The following is a 14,923-nucleotide window of genomic DNA, read 5'->3' as shown; positions in this document are numbered from 1 at the left end:
ACTAATCGCCCGTAATTTTAATTCTGTATTTTCCGGTTTTTGCAGCGTTTTGGTGTGTTATGTGTCAATAGTGAAGGTCATTCCGCTTCCATATACCATTTTTATCTATGCATTCAACTTTTGTTGAAATTAGAGCTTTTGATCAAATTATATAAATTGCGCTTGCATAAGCTTTTCAAAATAATTTGTCCCAACTCGAAGTTCCTAGTGAGATGAATATAAATTAATAAGCAACCTCATTGGTATTGTCTTAGGTTGAATTTGTAACACTGTTGCTTCACGTATTGAGCGTATAACGCTAGCTGTCTGCATTTTCGTGTTTGTCGTAGGTAACAACCAACAAACCTAAAATATCAAGGAACAAGCTATGTTAAAGAAAGTATTAAGTTGTTGTATTGCAGCCACATTTGGTATTTATTCCGCATCAAGTCTGGCTCAAGGTTCTGTTATAAATTCGACTGAAAACTCACAACAACCTATTGCTCCACTGGTGTTGGCTTCATCAGATGATGCGATCACTGATCGCTATATTGTTGTATTGAAACAACCGCAGATGCTAATGAATGACGCGGCTGGATTACAGCAGTTCACTCAACAAACGGTAGGCCTCATGGCCAATTCGTTTTCAATCAAAACAGACGATGTTTTTGATAGTTCCATTATTGGCTTTGTGGCAAATCTAGACGCACTTCAATTAAAGCAACTCAGACGTGATTCTCGGGTGGAATACATTGAACAAGACCAAATACTCAGTATCGATCCTGTTGTTTCAAATGAAGCCGTTCAAAGCAACGCGATTTGGGGGCTAGACCGAATAGATCAGAGAAACCTTCCTTTGGATCGAAACTACAATGCTAACTTTGATGGCTCTGGCGTCACAGCATATGTGATTGATACGGGAGTTAATAACAACCATGAGGAATTCGGCGGGCGCTCGGTTTCTGGCTATGACTTCGTAGATAATGATGCTGATTCGAGCGATTGTAATGGGCATGGTACCCACGTTGCAGGAACGATTGGTGGCAGCCAGTATGGTGTGGCTAAAAACGTTAATATTGTTGGGGTAAGAGTACTTAGCTGTTCGGGTTCAGGAACCACATCCGGCGTGATTTCTGGTGTGGATTGGGTAGCACAAAATGCATCAGGGCCTTCGGTCGCCAACATGAGTTTAGGTGGAGGTCAATCCACTGCATTAGATAGCGCGGTGCAAGGCGCGATTCAATCTGGAGTGAGTTTTATGTTGGCGGCAGGTAACTCAAATGCCGATGCGTGTAATACATCACCAGCTCGTGTACCAAGTGGTGTAACGGTAGGCTCAACGACCAGCTCTGATTCGCGTTCAAGTTTCTCGAACTGGGGCAGTTGTGTTGACCTATTCGCACCTGGGTCTCAAATTAAGTCAGCTTGGTATGATGGCGGCTATAAAACGATTAGCGGAACTTCCATGGCAACGCCACATGTTGCCGGCGTTGCTGCCTTGTACTTACAAGAAAACAACGGCTTAACACCGCTTCAACTCGCAGGGTTACTGAACTCAAGAGCCTCGGAGAATAAGGTTTCTGACACAAGAGGAACCACCAATAAACTGCTGTATAGTTTGACTGATAGTGGTTGTGAACCGGATTGCGGTGGTCCAACACCAGGACCAGATCCAGATGGAAAACTAGTCTCTGGCGTGCCGGTTAATGGACTGAGTGGCAGCCGAGGACAAAAGGACTACTTCTACATGGACTTAGAACAGGGCCAACAGCTGACAGTGGTCACCATTGGTGGCACAGGCGATGCGGATCTGTATCTTCGTTTCGGGGATAAACCAACGCTTAGTACGTGGGACTGCCGACCTTACCGATCGGGCAACAGCGAGACTTGTACGGTGAATGTCACCCAAAGCGGCAGATACCACGTTATGTTGAATGCATACTCGGCTTACAGTGGTTTGACGCTTCAAGCAAACTTTTAAATTTAGGTTTGAACAATGGTTTCAAAAAGTTACTCACTAGTTTAGTCGGTTCAAAAGACTGATAGCCAAAGCCCACCTTGTTGTGGGCTTTGTTCTTGGCTTGTAGCTGACAACAAAAAGATATGGCGTTGCTTTCTTAGGTTGATAAGCAGGAATTGGCGGTACTTAGACGAACTTTCGGTTACGTCTCAGAAAAGCTTGAAGTGTGTATGCTAGATTTAATAGTGATACACAACTGGAGATATCGATGATCTGGCTTTCGGTGAAAGTACTACAGATTGGACTTGTCTACGGATACAGGAAGTATCAACAAACAAAAAGAGCTCCAGTGTAGGGGCTCTTTTCTTTTGTTTTTCGAATAAACCGGTTTTATTTTGCATGGTAAGGAAAGAAAAATCGGTTTTGTCCGGTTTAATAACGAGTAGCTAAATGACTCCCTATTAATATCTCTTAACCGATAAGCGAAAGTATGTTGAAAATTGAACCTATTACCCCTCACATTGGCGCTCGTATTCATGGATTAAATCTTTCGGATTGCAGTGAGTATGAACTTGATGATGTGTACAAGGCGCTTATTACTTATCAAGTCATTTTCTTGGATGAACAAAGCCTCTCGCCTGAACAACACTTAGCGCTTGCCAAGCGTTTCGGAGAGCTCGAACCCGCTCATCCCTTCTTTCCGCGTGTAGAACAAGTCCCGCAAGTCAGTGTGATAGAAACTACTCGAGGTAATGCGCCAATGGAGAGTTATTGGCATACCGACTTAACCTGGCGGGAGCTACCATCTAAAGCCTCTCTATTGCATGCTCAACATGTACCGGATGTCGGTGGCGACACGATTTGGTGTTCGATGACCTCAGTGTTCGATTCATTAGATGAAAGCATGAAAGAAAAGCTAAGAGGCTTATCGGCAACGCATTCGTTAGTCGCGTTTGAGGGTATTGAATCGGACCAAATTGAGCTAGATTGGCATAAGTCGTTGCTGAAAACCGCGCAAGAAAATCCTCCAGTAGAACATCCTTTAGTACAAGTTCATCCAGAAACGGGCAAAGAGACGCTATATATCAACGAGCAATTTACCCGTTACATCAATGAACTCAAACGTGAAGAGAGTGATTCACTACTTCGCCAGCTTTTTGAAATTGCACGACGACCAGAGTATCAAGTGCGTTTCAAATGGAACAGGGGCTCAATGGCGATATGGGACAACAGGGTCACTCAGCATTATGCTGTGATTGATTACGGTGATACGCCAAGAAAAATGCACCGAGTAACAGTGACCTAAGGTTGTAAATCAAGTACAAGTCGAAGCGCCTAAATATTTTGACTCATCGGTTAATGTGATTTATTTTTAGCGCTAATGTTCAACTCAAGACAAACATAAGGAGGATTTTTATGAAAGTGTGTGAATTTAACTTCGCGCATATTTTTTGGTACGACCAAAACTCAAGTTTTAACACTATCGTGCTGCGATAACCAAAACTTGAGCGAAGCATTTCAATATAACCTTCAATAGAGTTTCTTCACTCTAGTTTACTTGGTTGTTGTCAGCGAATGACGACAGCGCTTTTTTGCGCTTGAAACTTGAGTAAACAAATGACTACATTAATATCTACATCATCCATTTCTTACGATCTAACATCATGCCGATTATTTGATGGGCTTTCCTTTACCATTAAGAAAGGTGACCGCATTGGCCTTATTGGCAGTAATGGCTGTGGCAAAAGCACCTTATTACGTCTGTTAAACAAAGATTTACCTGACTGTGTAGGGAATGTTTCCTTCGCCTCGAATGCCGTAGTTGCCTTGATTGAGCAACACTTACCTAAGCGACTGTTAAGCCTAACAATGCTCGATGCTGTGACCGACAACCTTACTTTAAACATGCAGCAAACAGAGCAATGGCGTGCACAAATTACTCTTTCTAATTTAGGGTTTGATGAAAGCTATTGGAACCAGCCGGTAGGCACTTTAAGTGGCGGTCAATACGCGCGAGTGTTAGTCGCGAGAGCATTGATTCTTGAGCCAGATGTCCTGTTGCTAGATGAACCAAGTAACCACTTAGATCTACCGACGTTACTTTGGTTAGAGCAGTTTCTGAAAGATTGGAGAGGGACGTTTGTCATGGTTTCGCATGATCAACGATTACTCGACCACGTCACCGATTCTACTTGGGTGTTACGTGACAAAAGGATACTTAGCTTTAGCCAAAAATGCACCGAAGCTAGAAAAGCACTGGAAGATAAAGATCGAACGGATGCTGAAAGGCAACAAGCAGAAAAGAAAGAGATCGACCGCATCGAAAAGAGCGCTCATCGTTTAGCGATTTGGGGGCGTGACTTTGACAATGAAGGTCTGTCACGAAAAGCAAAAAGCATGGAAAAGCGCGCTGAAGGGTTACGCTCGACCATGACTCGTTTAGATTCCGTTGAACCATGGACACTAAGCTTGTCCGGTGAATCCATGAAGGCCAATCGACTACTTGAATTGTCGGAGGTGCCAATTACCGCCGCTGACGACCAAGCGCCACTGTTTGAAGTGCTGTTCCAACAGATAAAGAGCGGTGACCGTGTTGCTGTGCTAGGCAAAAATGGGGCGGGTAAGTCATCGCTTCTGAAAGTATTGTGGGCGAATTATCAGGCGTCTCAACTTGGAGATAATGGTTATTTTCACCCAAATGCTGAAGTCGGGTATTACGACCAAAGCCTTCACCAATTACGTGATGACCATTCACTAATAGATTCACTTTACTCATTTTATCCTGTTTCGGAGGAAGCTAGAAAAATGGCTTTGATTAGCGCGGGTTTTTCCTATGAAAGACACGAGCAAAAGATCGCAGAGCTTAGCGGTGGCGAGCGTTCTCGACTGCTGTTTGTTGGGCTATCGCTAGCGAAGTATCACTTCCTGTTGTTGGATGAGCCCACTAACCACCTTGATATTGAAGGTAAGGAAGAGCTGGTGAATTGCTTAACTCAATTCGAAGGGGGGCTACTGTTGGTCAGCCATGATCGAGAGTTGATTGAAAAATCATGCAATCGATTCTGGTACATCAATGATGGTCAACTTGTGGAAATGACTTACTTAGATGCGGTGTATGAGGCGATGTCTGTCGGTAATCAGGTCGTTAGCTTAGAGGCGAATGACACAGCGCCAAGCTCGGTGTTGTTATCCAAATCTGAGTTTATCGAAAATCACCACTCAAATACGACACAAAACGATGAAGAGTTGCTTTTGGAAAGGCTGTTGGAGTTGGAAGAGTTACTGACACAAGACCAGTCTCGAAAAGCAAAACATCAAAAGCCAGATCTTCAACATAAATGGCAGCAAGAAATAGAAACTATCAATATGAAATTGGAGCTTCGTTAGCTTTACATATCAGTTAGTTCTACATATCAATTAGTTGTAAATTTCAATTAGCTGCGCTCGCCAGTTGACTCGATATAACATTGATGAGTTGTGTGTGCTCGGCTGTGATCGCTGAGCACGCATGACCAAAGGTTCTTTAGTTATTCTGAATCCGCTAAAGGCTTTTGTTACTTTTGTCAGTATTTATACTGACTCCAAATTCAAGTTTAAAAGCAAAAACCTTGATATATATTTGATTCAAACCTCACTGCTCGGAGGTGATGTGTAATATAATCGGCGCCTAAATATAAGAATAAAAATTAAACCATAGAACCAGTAAACGTTAGGGCTTAGAGAACAAAGTATTTCGTATGAACGCTATTCGCAAAGTTTATCAATACGCAGAACCTAATCTCACCCTTGTAGGTTGGATGGGCTTTGTCGGCTTTCCCATTTACTACATTATATGGGAGTTTTTGTTCCCTCAACCATATGAAAACCTACCGCTGCGTCTAGCGTGTTCGGTATTATTTTTAGGCATCATTTCCCGTAATCGTGTGCCATTTGAATGGCGCAAATACCTTCCGGCTTATTACCAAGTTGCGGTAACCCTCTGTTTGCCGTGTTTCTTCTTTTACATGCTGCTGATGAACAATTGGTCCAACGTTTGGGTCATGTCTTTTATGTCGGCTATATTTCTGCATATTTTGTTGGTGCACGTCACTAAAGTCATGTTCGCTCAAACTTTTGTCGGAATTGGAATTGCGACGTTATGTGCTTGGGTGGCACAAGGCTTCTACCTCGAAATCACAATGGATTGGACGCATGTACCCATCTTCTTGTTTATCTACCTGTTCGGCAACTTGTTCTACTTCCGTAATCAGGTGGAACACGAGAACAAGGTATCACTGGCGAAGTCTTTTGGTGCTGGTATTGCCCACGAAATGCGAAACCCATTAAGTGGTTTGTTGACCTCTATTGATGTCATGCAATCCATATTGCCGGACCCAAAAAGTGGCGACCACAAAGGGCAATATGCGCTGAGTAATGAAGACGTTATCCAGTTGCGAGAAGTGGGTGATGAAGCGATGGAGATCATTCACTCAGGTAACGAAACGATTGATCTGTTATTGACTTCAATTGACGAAAACCGAGTCTCTCGCTCGACCTTTAAAAAGCATTCGGCGCAAGCGGTCGTGGAGGGTTCGATTGCCAGCTTTAATTACAAGCGCGCAGCCGATAAATCTGCCATTTCTTTAGACGTACAAAGCGACTTTGACTTCTTAGGAAGCGATACCTTGTTGAAGTACGTGATGTATAACCTGTTCAAGAACGCATTCCATCATCGCAGCCCTGAAGATTTCCATATTCATGTCACGATGTGCAGTGATGAAGTAACCAATCAAATCATGGTGACGGATAACGGCTCTGGCATATCAAGTGATGTGATTCGCCGTATCTTCCAAGACTTCTACACCACAGGCCAATCGGGTAACTACGGTTTAGGCTTGCCATTTTGTCAGAAGGTAATGCGCTCGTTTGGTGGCGAAATCAAATGTCAGTCGGAAGTGGAGCAATGGACGCAATTCACGATGACGTTCCCAGCTCTGACATCCAACTCAGTGAAAGAGATTAAGAGCGAACTGACTAAGTTAAAGGGTGTGGTGATGATCAGTGATCAGAAGGTTCTGACCAGTAAAATGACCGAGATGTCGCGTTTTATGGGCTTTGACCTCACTATTATGGATGTCGCTTCTGCGCTTAAAAATAAGGAATATCAGTTCGAATTTGATTTGGTTTTCGTTGATATGGAGAGCTTGGATCTACGAGCTAGCTGCTTGGAGAGGATTGAATCACTGCTTTCGTTTACTGAAGCTCGAATCATTTATCTCTATGAACATCATCCGATTAGGCGTGTACGTAACGTCTCTTTCGAGCCTATTTGGGTGGAAACGCAGGTTTGGCTACTCAATACCAAAGCGACCATCGATCGTTTAATGTTCGATTCCAATTACGTGATGCCGCCTGTGCCAGTAAAACCGTTAGAGGCTGCGAACAAACGTACGATTATGGTGGTGGATGACAATGAATCTTTGCGCCGTTTTACTGCGATGTTATTGGAAAAGCAGGGCTTTGATGTGGTGCAGAAACAAGATGGTCAGCAAGCGTTAGATGCGTTGGATTGCGACGATATTGACCTGATTCTCATGGATATCGAAATGCCAATCATGGATGGTGTGGAAGCGTCTCGCCGAATTCGAAGTGCCAACAAGGCATACTCTTCAGTGCCGATTATTGCCCATACCGGTGACAGTTCGCCCGTCACTTTGGAGAAAATGGAATCATCAGGCATGTCTGATTTCATCGTCAAACCCGCAGATAAAAACCGACTGTTCGATAAGATTGCTCACTGGATCTAGTGAATGTTATAGGTTGAACTACACGACCATCGTGTCGGCGACTCAAATACAAGAAAGAGCTCAGCGAATTGCTGGGCTCTTTTTGTTTAGCGACATGGTAGCGTCCATTCAGTCCTGCCGTTTTTAGTTAAAGAATTAGTGTGTTCAGAGCTATACGAATTCTAATTCTGAGTGATGGTACGCCTCATGACAAACCGTGAGCACATGGTCAATGTCTCGTGGAGTCATGTCGGCATTCACTGAAAATCGAATGATGTTCTTATTCTTCCCTGTCGCTGGGCGGCAGAACACTGCACCGAACACATCACGTTCTTCAAGGAAATCGCGCACTCGCTCTGTATTTCTTTCATTACCACACTCTAGCGAGACGATTTGAGATTCACTACGGATGTTAAAGCCAATCCGTTTTAGACCCGTAATGAGCGACTGTGCTCGCTTAAACAGGGCTTGTCGTTTGTCATCTGCACCTTTAATCACCTCCAATGTTTTCTCTAAACGAATCACTTCTTGCGGCAATACGGTTGAGCTAAAAATGGCAGGATAAGCAACAAACGGCAAAGTATCAGAGAGCTGTTTGGGCCCAAGGATCGCGCCTGCACGATAAGCGAAGGTTTTGGCTAAGCTGACCGTGATAAAGTCGACTTGGTCAGTGAGCCCGAGAGCTTGCACTAAGCCTGCACCTTTTTCACCGTGTGTCCCTAATGAGTGCGATTCATCGACGATAACAGCGCAATCAAACTCTTGCGCCATTTCGTAGATGTCGCGGAGCGGGGCAATGGTACCAATGGTGCTGTAAATCGAGTCGACAACAATCACACCAGAACCATGACGTTCCAGTTGCTTACGTAAGTGACTCATATTGTTATGCATAAATGGATGAGCTGCCGCGCCTGCTGCGCGAATACCTTCCCATAGCGACATATGTGCAAAGAAGTCGATATACACCGGCGTATTTGGCGGACAGATCGTTTGAAGCAACCCAATATTGGCTGCCCAACCAGACTGAGAAAGCAGGCAGCTTTCCATTCCAACATAGTTGGCGAGTTCGGTTTCAAACGCAGGTTTAGACTCTGCATCTTGTAAGAAAATCGCAGACATTACCACATTGTCGTCGTGGTCGCTGATCGCCGCTTGGTGAGCTTGTTGGATTGCTTTGTTATGTGACAAAGACAAATAATCATTGCTCTGCATGACAACGGAGTCGCGCGATGGACGTTTACCCAAAACCAAGTGTTTTTGGCTTTGGTTCTGGGTGATTAGGTCTTGAATATAGAAGCTCAAGCGTTCTTCAATAAAGGAAGGTAATGTTTTGTTTTTATCACTCATAATAGTTCTCTTCAAATATAGGAAAACGCCAGCGCTGACGGCTGTATATTGAAGATAAAAAGTGGTGTGTCATTAGCCAAGTTGCATAATTTTGTGGGTGCTTGCAAACTCAGCATTTAAGGGTTTTGAGGCGAATGGATTTCCTTACGGTAACGAGCTCTAACCCAATTCCAATCAGAATAATAACCGCCTCTTTTATAACAAATAGCGATGAAGGGACTAAGAGTCAAAGCCGTGAGAGAAAGCTCTTAGAAAAGGCTAACCACTGACACATTGATGGATAAGTTTAATCAAGTCATCCAACTGCTGTTTGGCTTCTCCCTCTAACGAATAACCAAAATTGATGCGTAGACAGTTGCTGTAGAGATCAAGAGTGCTGAACAGATGCCCAAGCCTGATATCAAGGTTTTGTTTGGCGACCGCTTGAGTAAATGCTTGTTGATTTAGATTGGGTATTTGTAACCAAAGCACCATGCCACCTTGTGGGTTACTGATCTTCACATCTTGAGGAAGGTGTTGAGTTAAATAGCTGAGGTATTGTTGGCGCAAAGAGAGGATTTGAGAGCATCTTCTTCTAACGTGTTTGGCGTATTGGCCTGATTCGATAAAGTCAGCAACCGCGAGTTGAGTCGGCAGGGCGACGCCATAGCTAGCAGCAGAAAACTGAGCCTTGTACTCGTCTATGTATCTGCCAGGCAAACACCAGCCTAAACGATAACTGGGTGAAAGGCTTTTCGATACCGACCCACACCACATCACGTATCCGCCTTTGTCATAGTATTTTGCCGGCAGAGGCGTGTGTGATGAGTATGACAGCTCCAAATACACATCGTCTTCAATGATGGGTACTCGATAGTGGTTCGCTAATTCAGCCAGTTTTTGCTTTTGACTGGCAGACATATTGATCCCCTGAGGATTCATATGGGAGGTACAGAAGATTGCTGCATCCACACGTTTGTTTTTCAGATGTGTTTCTAGCTGTTTTAGGTCGACACCGTCATCCAAAGACGGGATCTCGATGATCTGGCGTGACATCTTGCCGAGCAAGTCCAGAATACCGTTGAAGCAAGGAGAGCTGATGGCAATGGTGTCACCTTCTTTGGTGCAGGATTCGAGAGCGGCTTTAATCGCCGACATACAGCCTGCCGTGATCACCATTTCGTCAGGTCCAAAGTGGACATCAAGCTTGGCAAAGTGGGTGGATAAAGCTTGTCTTAACATCGGCTCGCCCTGCGTATCAGGGTAGTGATTAAGCCTGTCGCCCATACGTTTGATAGAACGGCGGAAACTGCGTTCTAGTTCAACAATCGATTGTTCATCATTAGTGGTGCTAGAGACCCCTAAAGGCCCATTGATTGAGTTGTGAGTCGATGAAGTTTGCTTAACTTTGGAAATCTTACTTTCAAACTGCGCCCATTCAGGTGTTGAATGAACAGGCTTGTGAGGCGAGACAAAATACCCCGCTTGCGGGCGAGAATGAATCCAACCCTGTGATTCTAACTCTTGGTAACAGCTTACTACGGTCGACATGCTGATCGCCTGTTGCTTAGCTAATTGGCGCAGTGAAGGCATGCGCCCCCCTTCGGGTCTTTTGCCTGTTTCTATCTCATCGATAAACTGATTGGCTAGCTTTCTGTAGATGCTCATTGTCACGACCGTTATTAACTGTACTGGTTTTTATTGTAAAAATTGTATCTGTACCGGTTTTATTGTTCAAGGGATACTCTTTTAAAACAAAGGAGGGGTCAGTATGAAAAGAAATGATTTGTTGTTAGCGGTGTTCGTCATGGCAATTTGGGGATTCAATTTCTCGATGATTAAAATGGGCGTGACCAATGTGCACCCTTTGTTGGCAACGGCTGCGCGTTTCTCGCTAGCGGTGATTCCAGTGATATTTTTTGTGGCGAGACCGAATGTCGCTTGGCGCTATTTAGTCAGTTATGGCTTTGTGTTCGGTGTGGGTATTTGGGGCATGGCTTCATGGTCAATCACAGCGGGGCTCTCATCAGGGTTGTCGTCTGTATTGCTTTCTACCAACGTATTAATTGGTATGGCCGTTGGGGTATGGGTTTTCAAAGAAAGTGCGTCGGTTCGTAAGTTAATTGGTGCGATGTTAGCCATGTTTGCACTCGCAGTCTTAGTCTCGGCGGCACAGGGTAATATCACCGTTAATGGCGTGATCTTGATTATGATTGCAGCGTGTAGTTGGACGCTAATGGGCGTGATTGTTAAGGCATCTAAAACCACTCAAGCTTTTGCGTTCAATGTCTGGGGGATGTTGTTTGCTCCAGTACCATTAGTGTTATTTGCAGTGATGCTACACGGTGATCAAATTATCTGGCAGGGCATCGAACAATGGGATTGGAATACGACGATTGCTGTTCTGTTTCAGGCTTACCCGACCACATTGTTTGGTTACTGGGTGTGGAATAAGTTGTTAATCCAATATCCTTTAAGTACAACGGCACCGTTAACCTTACTAGTACCAATCTTTGCATTGATCAGCGGTTACTTTATGTATGACGAAGTATTGTCAGTCGCTCAAGTGGTTGCATCGGTGCTGTTTTTAGTCGGGATTGGTTTGATAGTGAAGCCTGCGAAGGCTTCTAATTCTCAAGCTACAACGAAACTCGCAGAACAAAAGTGATTGATAATCGGATAGTATTCAATGAAACGGATAGAGTTCAAATGCTTTGAATAACAATAAGGCCTCGCACTTGCGAGGTCTTACTCTATGTCGAAGAAGTGAAGTTACTTAAAGAATTAATTAACAGCACTCTATTCACTTGCTCTCAATGAACTAGCTCTTAATTAATAACTCTATTAACTAAGCGATCAAGTCACCATACACTTGAGTAATTGGCACTCTAGCTCTTCATCCATTTGGTGCCCGATCACTTCAATTCTAGTTTCGGCACACTCATCGAGTTCTGATTCGGTCAAACCATCCTCTGTTAAGTTGTAGCTAAAGATACCATTTGGAGTAATGAACACTGCTTTCATGCGCTCTACTTTCAAGCCGACTAGAAATCGTCGTAAACGCTGGTGGTCGAACAGTTTGTCAGCCGCGAATCGCCAACCAATACTTTCAAACCCTTCACCTTGGTTGCTCGCCTTTATCATACCGCTCTTTGGCATCGGTAATTCTGAAGCGAGTGGCTTATCTTCCTTATGATGATGGTGGTGATGGTGCCCATGAGCTTGGTGGTGATAGAAATTACTGTTTCCATCAAACTCGTCGTATGAGATCTTACCGTAATGAGCAAAGATCAGCTTAGTGTCAGGGTGACAAACCTGAGCAATGTACTCGGCCAGTTTTTCTGCATCGCCATTGTTATATAGGTCTACTTTATTACCTACAATCGTATCGGCAATGGTAATTTGCTGGTTGAAAGTATCGTGTTCAGAGTAACGTGTATCAGACAGTTTGCGAGCATCGACCAAGGTGATGTTCTTTTGTAGTGACAGCACTTTACGATAATGCTCTGAAGACAAGACTGCTAACACTTCTTTTGGGTGGCCGAGTCCAGTAGGTTCAATCAGTAAGCGGTCTGGTTTCGCCTCAGAAAGCAATTGATTGAGTGCTATCTGCATCGGTAGCCCTGCGGCACAACACATGCAGCCACCGGGTACTTCACGAATAAAAACTCGCTGCTGTTTGGTTTGATTGCCTTCGAATAAGCTTCCATCGACGCCAATTTCTCCAAATTCATTTACCAAAATAGCCCAGTTTTCATCTACGGGTTTGTTCTTCATTAGGTTGAGAATCGCGGTAGTTTTACCTACGCCGAGAAAGCCGGTAATGATATTGGTTGGGATACCCAAGAGAGGTTTGTTATCAGAGCTCATTGGCAATTCTCCTATAACCTTGCACAAGGGTATGGTTGGCCGAAACAACAGACTCTGAAAACGCAGAATACTCAGGTGGTACCTTTGAGATATTGTTCAAATCAAACCCTGAACCGATGTTGGTCATTGGTGGTACATGGAAGCTTTCAGGTAAGTCGTGGCCGTCCACCACACAGTTATGGCGAATTACACAACCTTTGCCAATCACCGCATTAAAGACGACTGAGTTGAAGCCAATAAATACGTCGTCACAGACCTGACAAGGACCATGAATGATCGATCGGTGAGCGATGGATGAGCGTTCACCAATAGTGACGGCTGCGCCAGCTTTTGAATGAATAACCACACCATCTTGAATGTTGGTGTCGCGCTTAATCACGATGGCTTCCATGTCACCTTGTTCGTTGACCTCGTCAGCTCGAATCACAGCGTAAGGGCCAATAAACACGTTGTCTTCAATGATTACCTTGCCACAAATAATGGCAGTCGGGTCAATGAAAGCGGTCTCCGATACTTCTGGCATGTGACCGCTTGGATTTCTTCTTAACATATTGATTTCTTTTTATTGATTGGTAATAACTGCTGAACTAACGCTCAAATGAGAGCCTCATTGCAGGAGTGACCATGTCACTCGATATTTCTTTTGATGTATCAGCGGTATGCGTATCTTGGTTCTCAGGGGATTCTGGATTGCTATATACCTTGGCGCCATTGACCCAGGTGTGCTTGATCTGAGCTGAGAATTCGTGCCCTGCGAACGGTGACCATCCACATTGATACAAACTATTTTCATTGCTGACTAGAGTTGGTGTCTGTGGATCGACTAATACTAAATCGGCGAAGTAGCCCTCACGGATATAGCCGCGTTCCTGTATCGCATAACGGGTCGCTGGGTTATGTGCGGTTTTCTCGACCACCTGATCAACAGTCAAGGTTCCAGCATGTACGTGGTCAAATAGGCTCAACAAGGCGTGCTGTACCAGAGGTAACCCTGCTGGTGCTTGTTCGTAAGGAACTTGTTTCTCTTCCCATGTATGTGGCGCGTGGTCTGTTGCGATGATGTCGATTTGGCCCGTGCTCAACGCTGTTAATAGAGCGTCTCTATCACTAGGGTATTTGACGGCTGGATTACACTTAATTTGGTTACCGAGCGTTGTGTAATCTTTATTGCTAAACCATAAGTGATGGACACAAGCTTCTGCGGTAATACGTTTTCCCTGAATGGATCCGGCTTCAAACTGAGCGAGTTCTTTTTCTGTCGTGATATGCAACACATGAAGTTGGCTATTGTGTTTTGTAGCTAGCTCAATCGCATAAGAAGAAGAGGCATAGCAGGCGTTGTCGTCTCTTAGAATAGGGTGATCTTCAATCGTGAAAACCGTTTTCTCTTTTCTCAATTCTTCTTGGTTATTAGCGATAACAGGCCGGCTTTCACAATGGGTGACAATCAGGACGGGAGAATCACGAAATATGGCATCGAGTGCTTGAGGATCTTCAACCAACAGGTTACCCGTTGAAGCGCCCATAAACACCTTTACACCACAGTGTTTGGTCGGGTCGAGCAGCTTGATTTGCTCTAGGTTATCTTCAGTTGCACCTAGGTAAAAAGAGTAGTTAGCCAGTGAATTCTGTGCTGCGATATCAAATTTTTTTTCTAAGGCTTCAATGGTCGTTGTGGCAGGGTTTACGTTTGGCATCTCCATATAGCTGGTAATACCGCCTGCAACCGCAGCTCGTGACTCAGTGGCGATTGAGCCTTTGTGTGTCAAACCCGGCTCACGAAAGTGAACTTGGTCGTCAATCATTCCAGGGATTAAGTAACAGCCTTGAGCATCAATGACCTCATCGTTTGGGCTCGGTGAAATGTGGTTTGCGATCTTTTCGATTCGCTGGTCTACGACCAATACATCCGTTTCGGTGACGATGCCTTCGTTAACCACGCGGGCATTCTTTATGAGCGTTGCAGACATAACGTTTCACTTTCTCCTTGTTGATGGGGCAAATACTATTGGGAATGGTTAAG

General features: G+C 44.3%; 10 protein-coding genes. 5 read left to right on the top strand and 5 right to left on the bottom strand.

The features are described from left to right. The first annotated feature begins 367 nt into the window (after positions 1–367). The 4 genes from BCV39_RS19615 (at position 368) to BCV39_RS19600 (ending at position 7,725) form a co-directional block, all read left to right on the top strand. Positions 368–1,960: a S8 family peptidase gene (locus BCV39_RS19615; protein ID WP_102431759.1), complete on the top strand. Its 1,593-nt coding sequence runs from the start codon at positions 368–370 to the stop codon at positions 1,958–1,960. 469 nt (positions 1,961–2,429) lie between these two features. Then, entirely contained in the window at positions 2,430–3,245 is an 816-nt protein-coding gene (locus BCV39_RS19610; protein ID WP_102431760.1) for a TauD/TfdA family dioxygenase, read from the top strand. Between the two features lie 311 nt (positions 3,246–3,556). Next, positions 3,557–5,326 (top strand): ABC-F family ATP-binding cassette domain-containing protein, encoded by a 1,770-nt coding sequence (locus tag BCV39_RS19605; RefSeq protein ID WP_102431761.1) that lies wholly within the window; start codon positions 3,557–3,559, stop codon positions 5,324–5,326. 350 nt (positions 5,327–5,676) lie between these two features. Beyond that, the gene (locus tag BCV39_RS19600) at positions 5,677–7,725 is read left to right on the top strand and encodes a hybrid sensor histidine kinase/response regulator (protein WP_102431762.1); all 2,049 of its coding nucleotides are present in this window, start codon (positions 5,677–5,679) and stop codon (positions 7,723–7,725) included. A 150-nt stretch (positions 7,726–7,875) separates the two neighbouring features. Here the strand turns inward: BCV39_RS19600 and cqsA are convergent, their stop codons facing one another. Continuing rightward, positions 7,876–9,051, bottom strand: a complete 1,176-nt coding sequence (cqsA, locus tag BCV39_RS19595) for an alpha-hydroxyketone-type quorum-sensing autoinducer synthase (protein WP_102431763.1) — start codon at positions 9,049–9,051, stop codon at positions 7,876–7,878. 258 nt (positions 9,052–9,309) lie between these two features. Next, on the bottom strand, positions 9,310–10,698 hold the full coding sequence (locus BCV39_RS19590; RefSeq protein WP_102431764.1) for a PLP-dependent aminotransferase family protein: 1,389 nt from the start codon (positions 10,696–10,698) through the stop codon (positions 9,310–9,312). A 103-nt stretch (positions 10,699–10,801) separates the two neighbouring features. Between BCV39_RS19590 and BCV39_RS19585 the strand changes: the two genes are divergently transcribed. Beyond that, complete coding sequence (locus tag BCV39_RS19585; RefSeq protein ID WP_102431765.1) at positions 10,802–11,698, top strand: EamA family transporter; 897 nt, start codon at positions 10,802–10,804, stop codon at positions 11,696–11,698. A 188-nt stretch (positions 11,699–11,886) separates the two neighbouring features. On the opposite strand, the gene BCV39_RS19580 is transcribed toward BCV39_RS19585, so the two are convergent. The 3 genes from BCV39_RS19580 to BCV39_RS19570 are packed head-to-tail and all read right to left on the bottom strand — an operon-like array spanning position 11,887 to position 14,870. After that, a complete protein-coding gene (locus BCV39_RS19580) occupies positions 11,887–12,900 on the bottom strand; it encodes a GTP-binding protein (protein ID WP_102431766.1) in 1,014 nt (337 codons plus the stop codon). After that, positions 12,890–13,450, bottom strand: coding sequence for a carbonate dehydratase (locus tag BCV39_RS19575; protein ID WP_102431767.1), 561 nt, complete (start codon positions 13,448–13,450; stop codon positions 12,890–12,892). The genes BCV39_RS19580 and BCV39_RS19575 overlap by 11 nt, the downstream gene beginning before the upstream one ends. A gap of 37 nt (positions 13,451–13,487) precedes the next feature. After that, complete coding sequence (locus tag BCV39_RS19570; RefSeq protein WP_102431768.1) at positions 13,488–14,870, bottom strand: dihydroorotase; 1,383 nt, start codon at positions 14,868–14,870, stop codon at positions 13,488–13,490. Positions 14,871–14,923: the final 53 nt, after the last annotated feature.

The organism is Vibrio sp. 10N.286.55.E10 (assembly GCF_002872555.1).
Taxonomy (GTDB): Bacteria; Pseudomonadota; Gammaproteobacteria; order Enterobacterales; family Vibrionaceae; genus Vibrio; species Vibrio crassostreae.
This window is presented reverse-complemented; position numbering and strand designations above follow the sequence as displayed.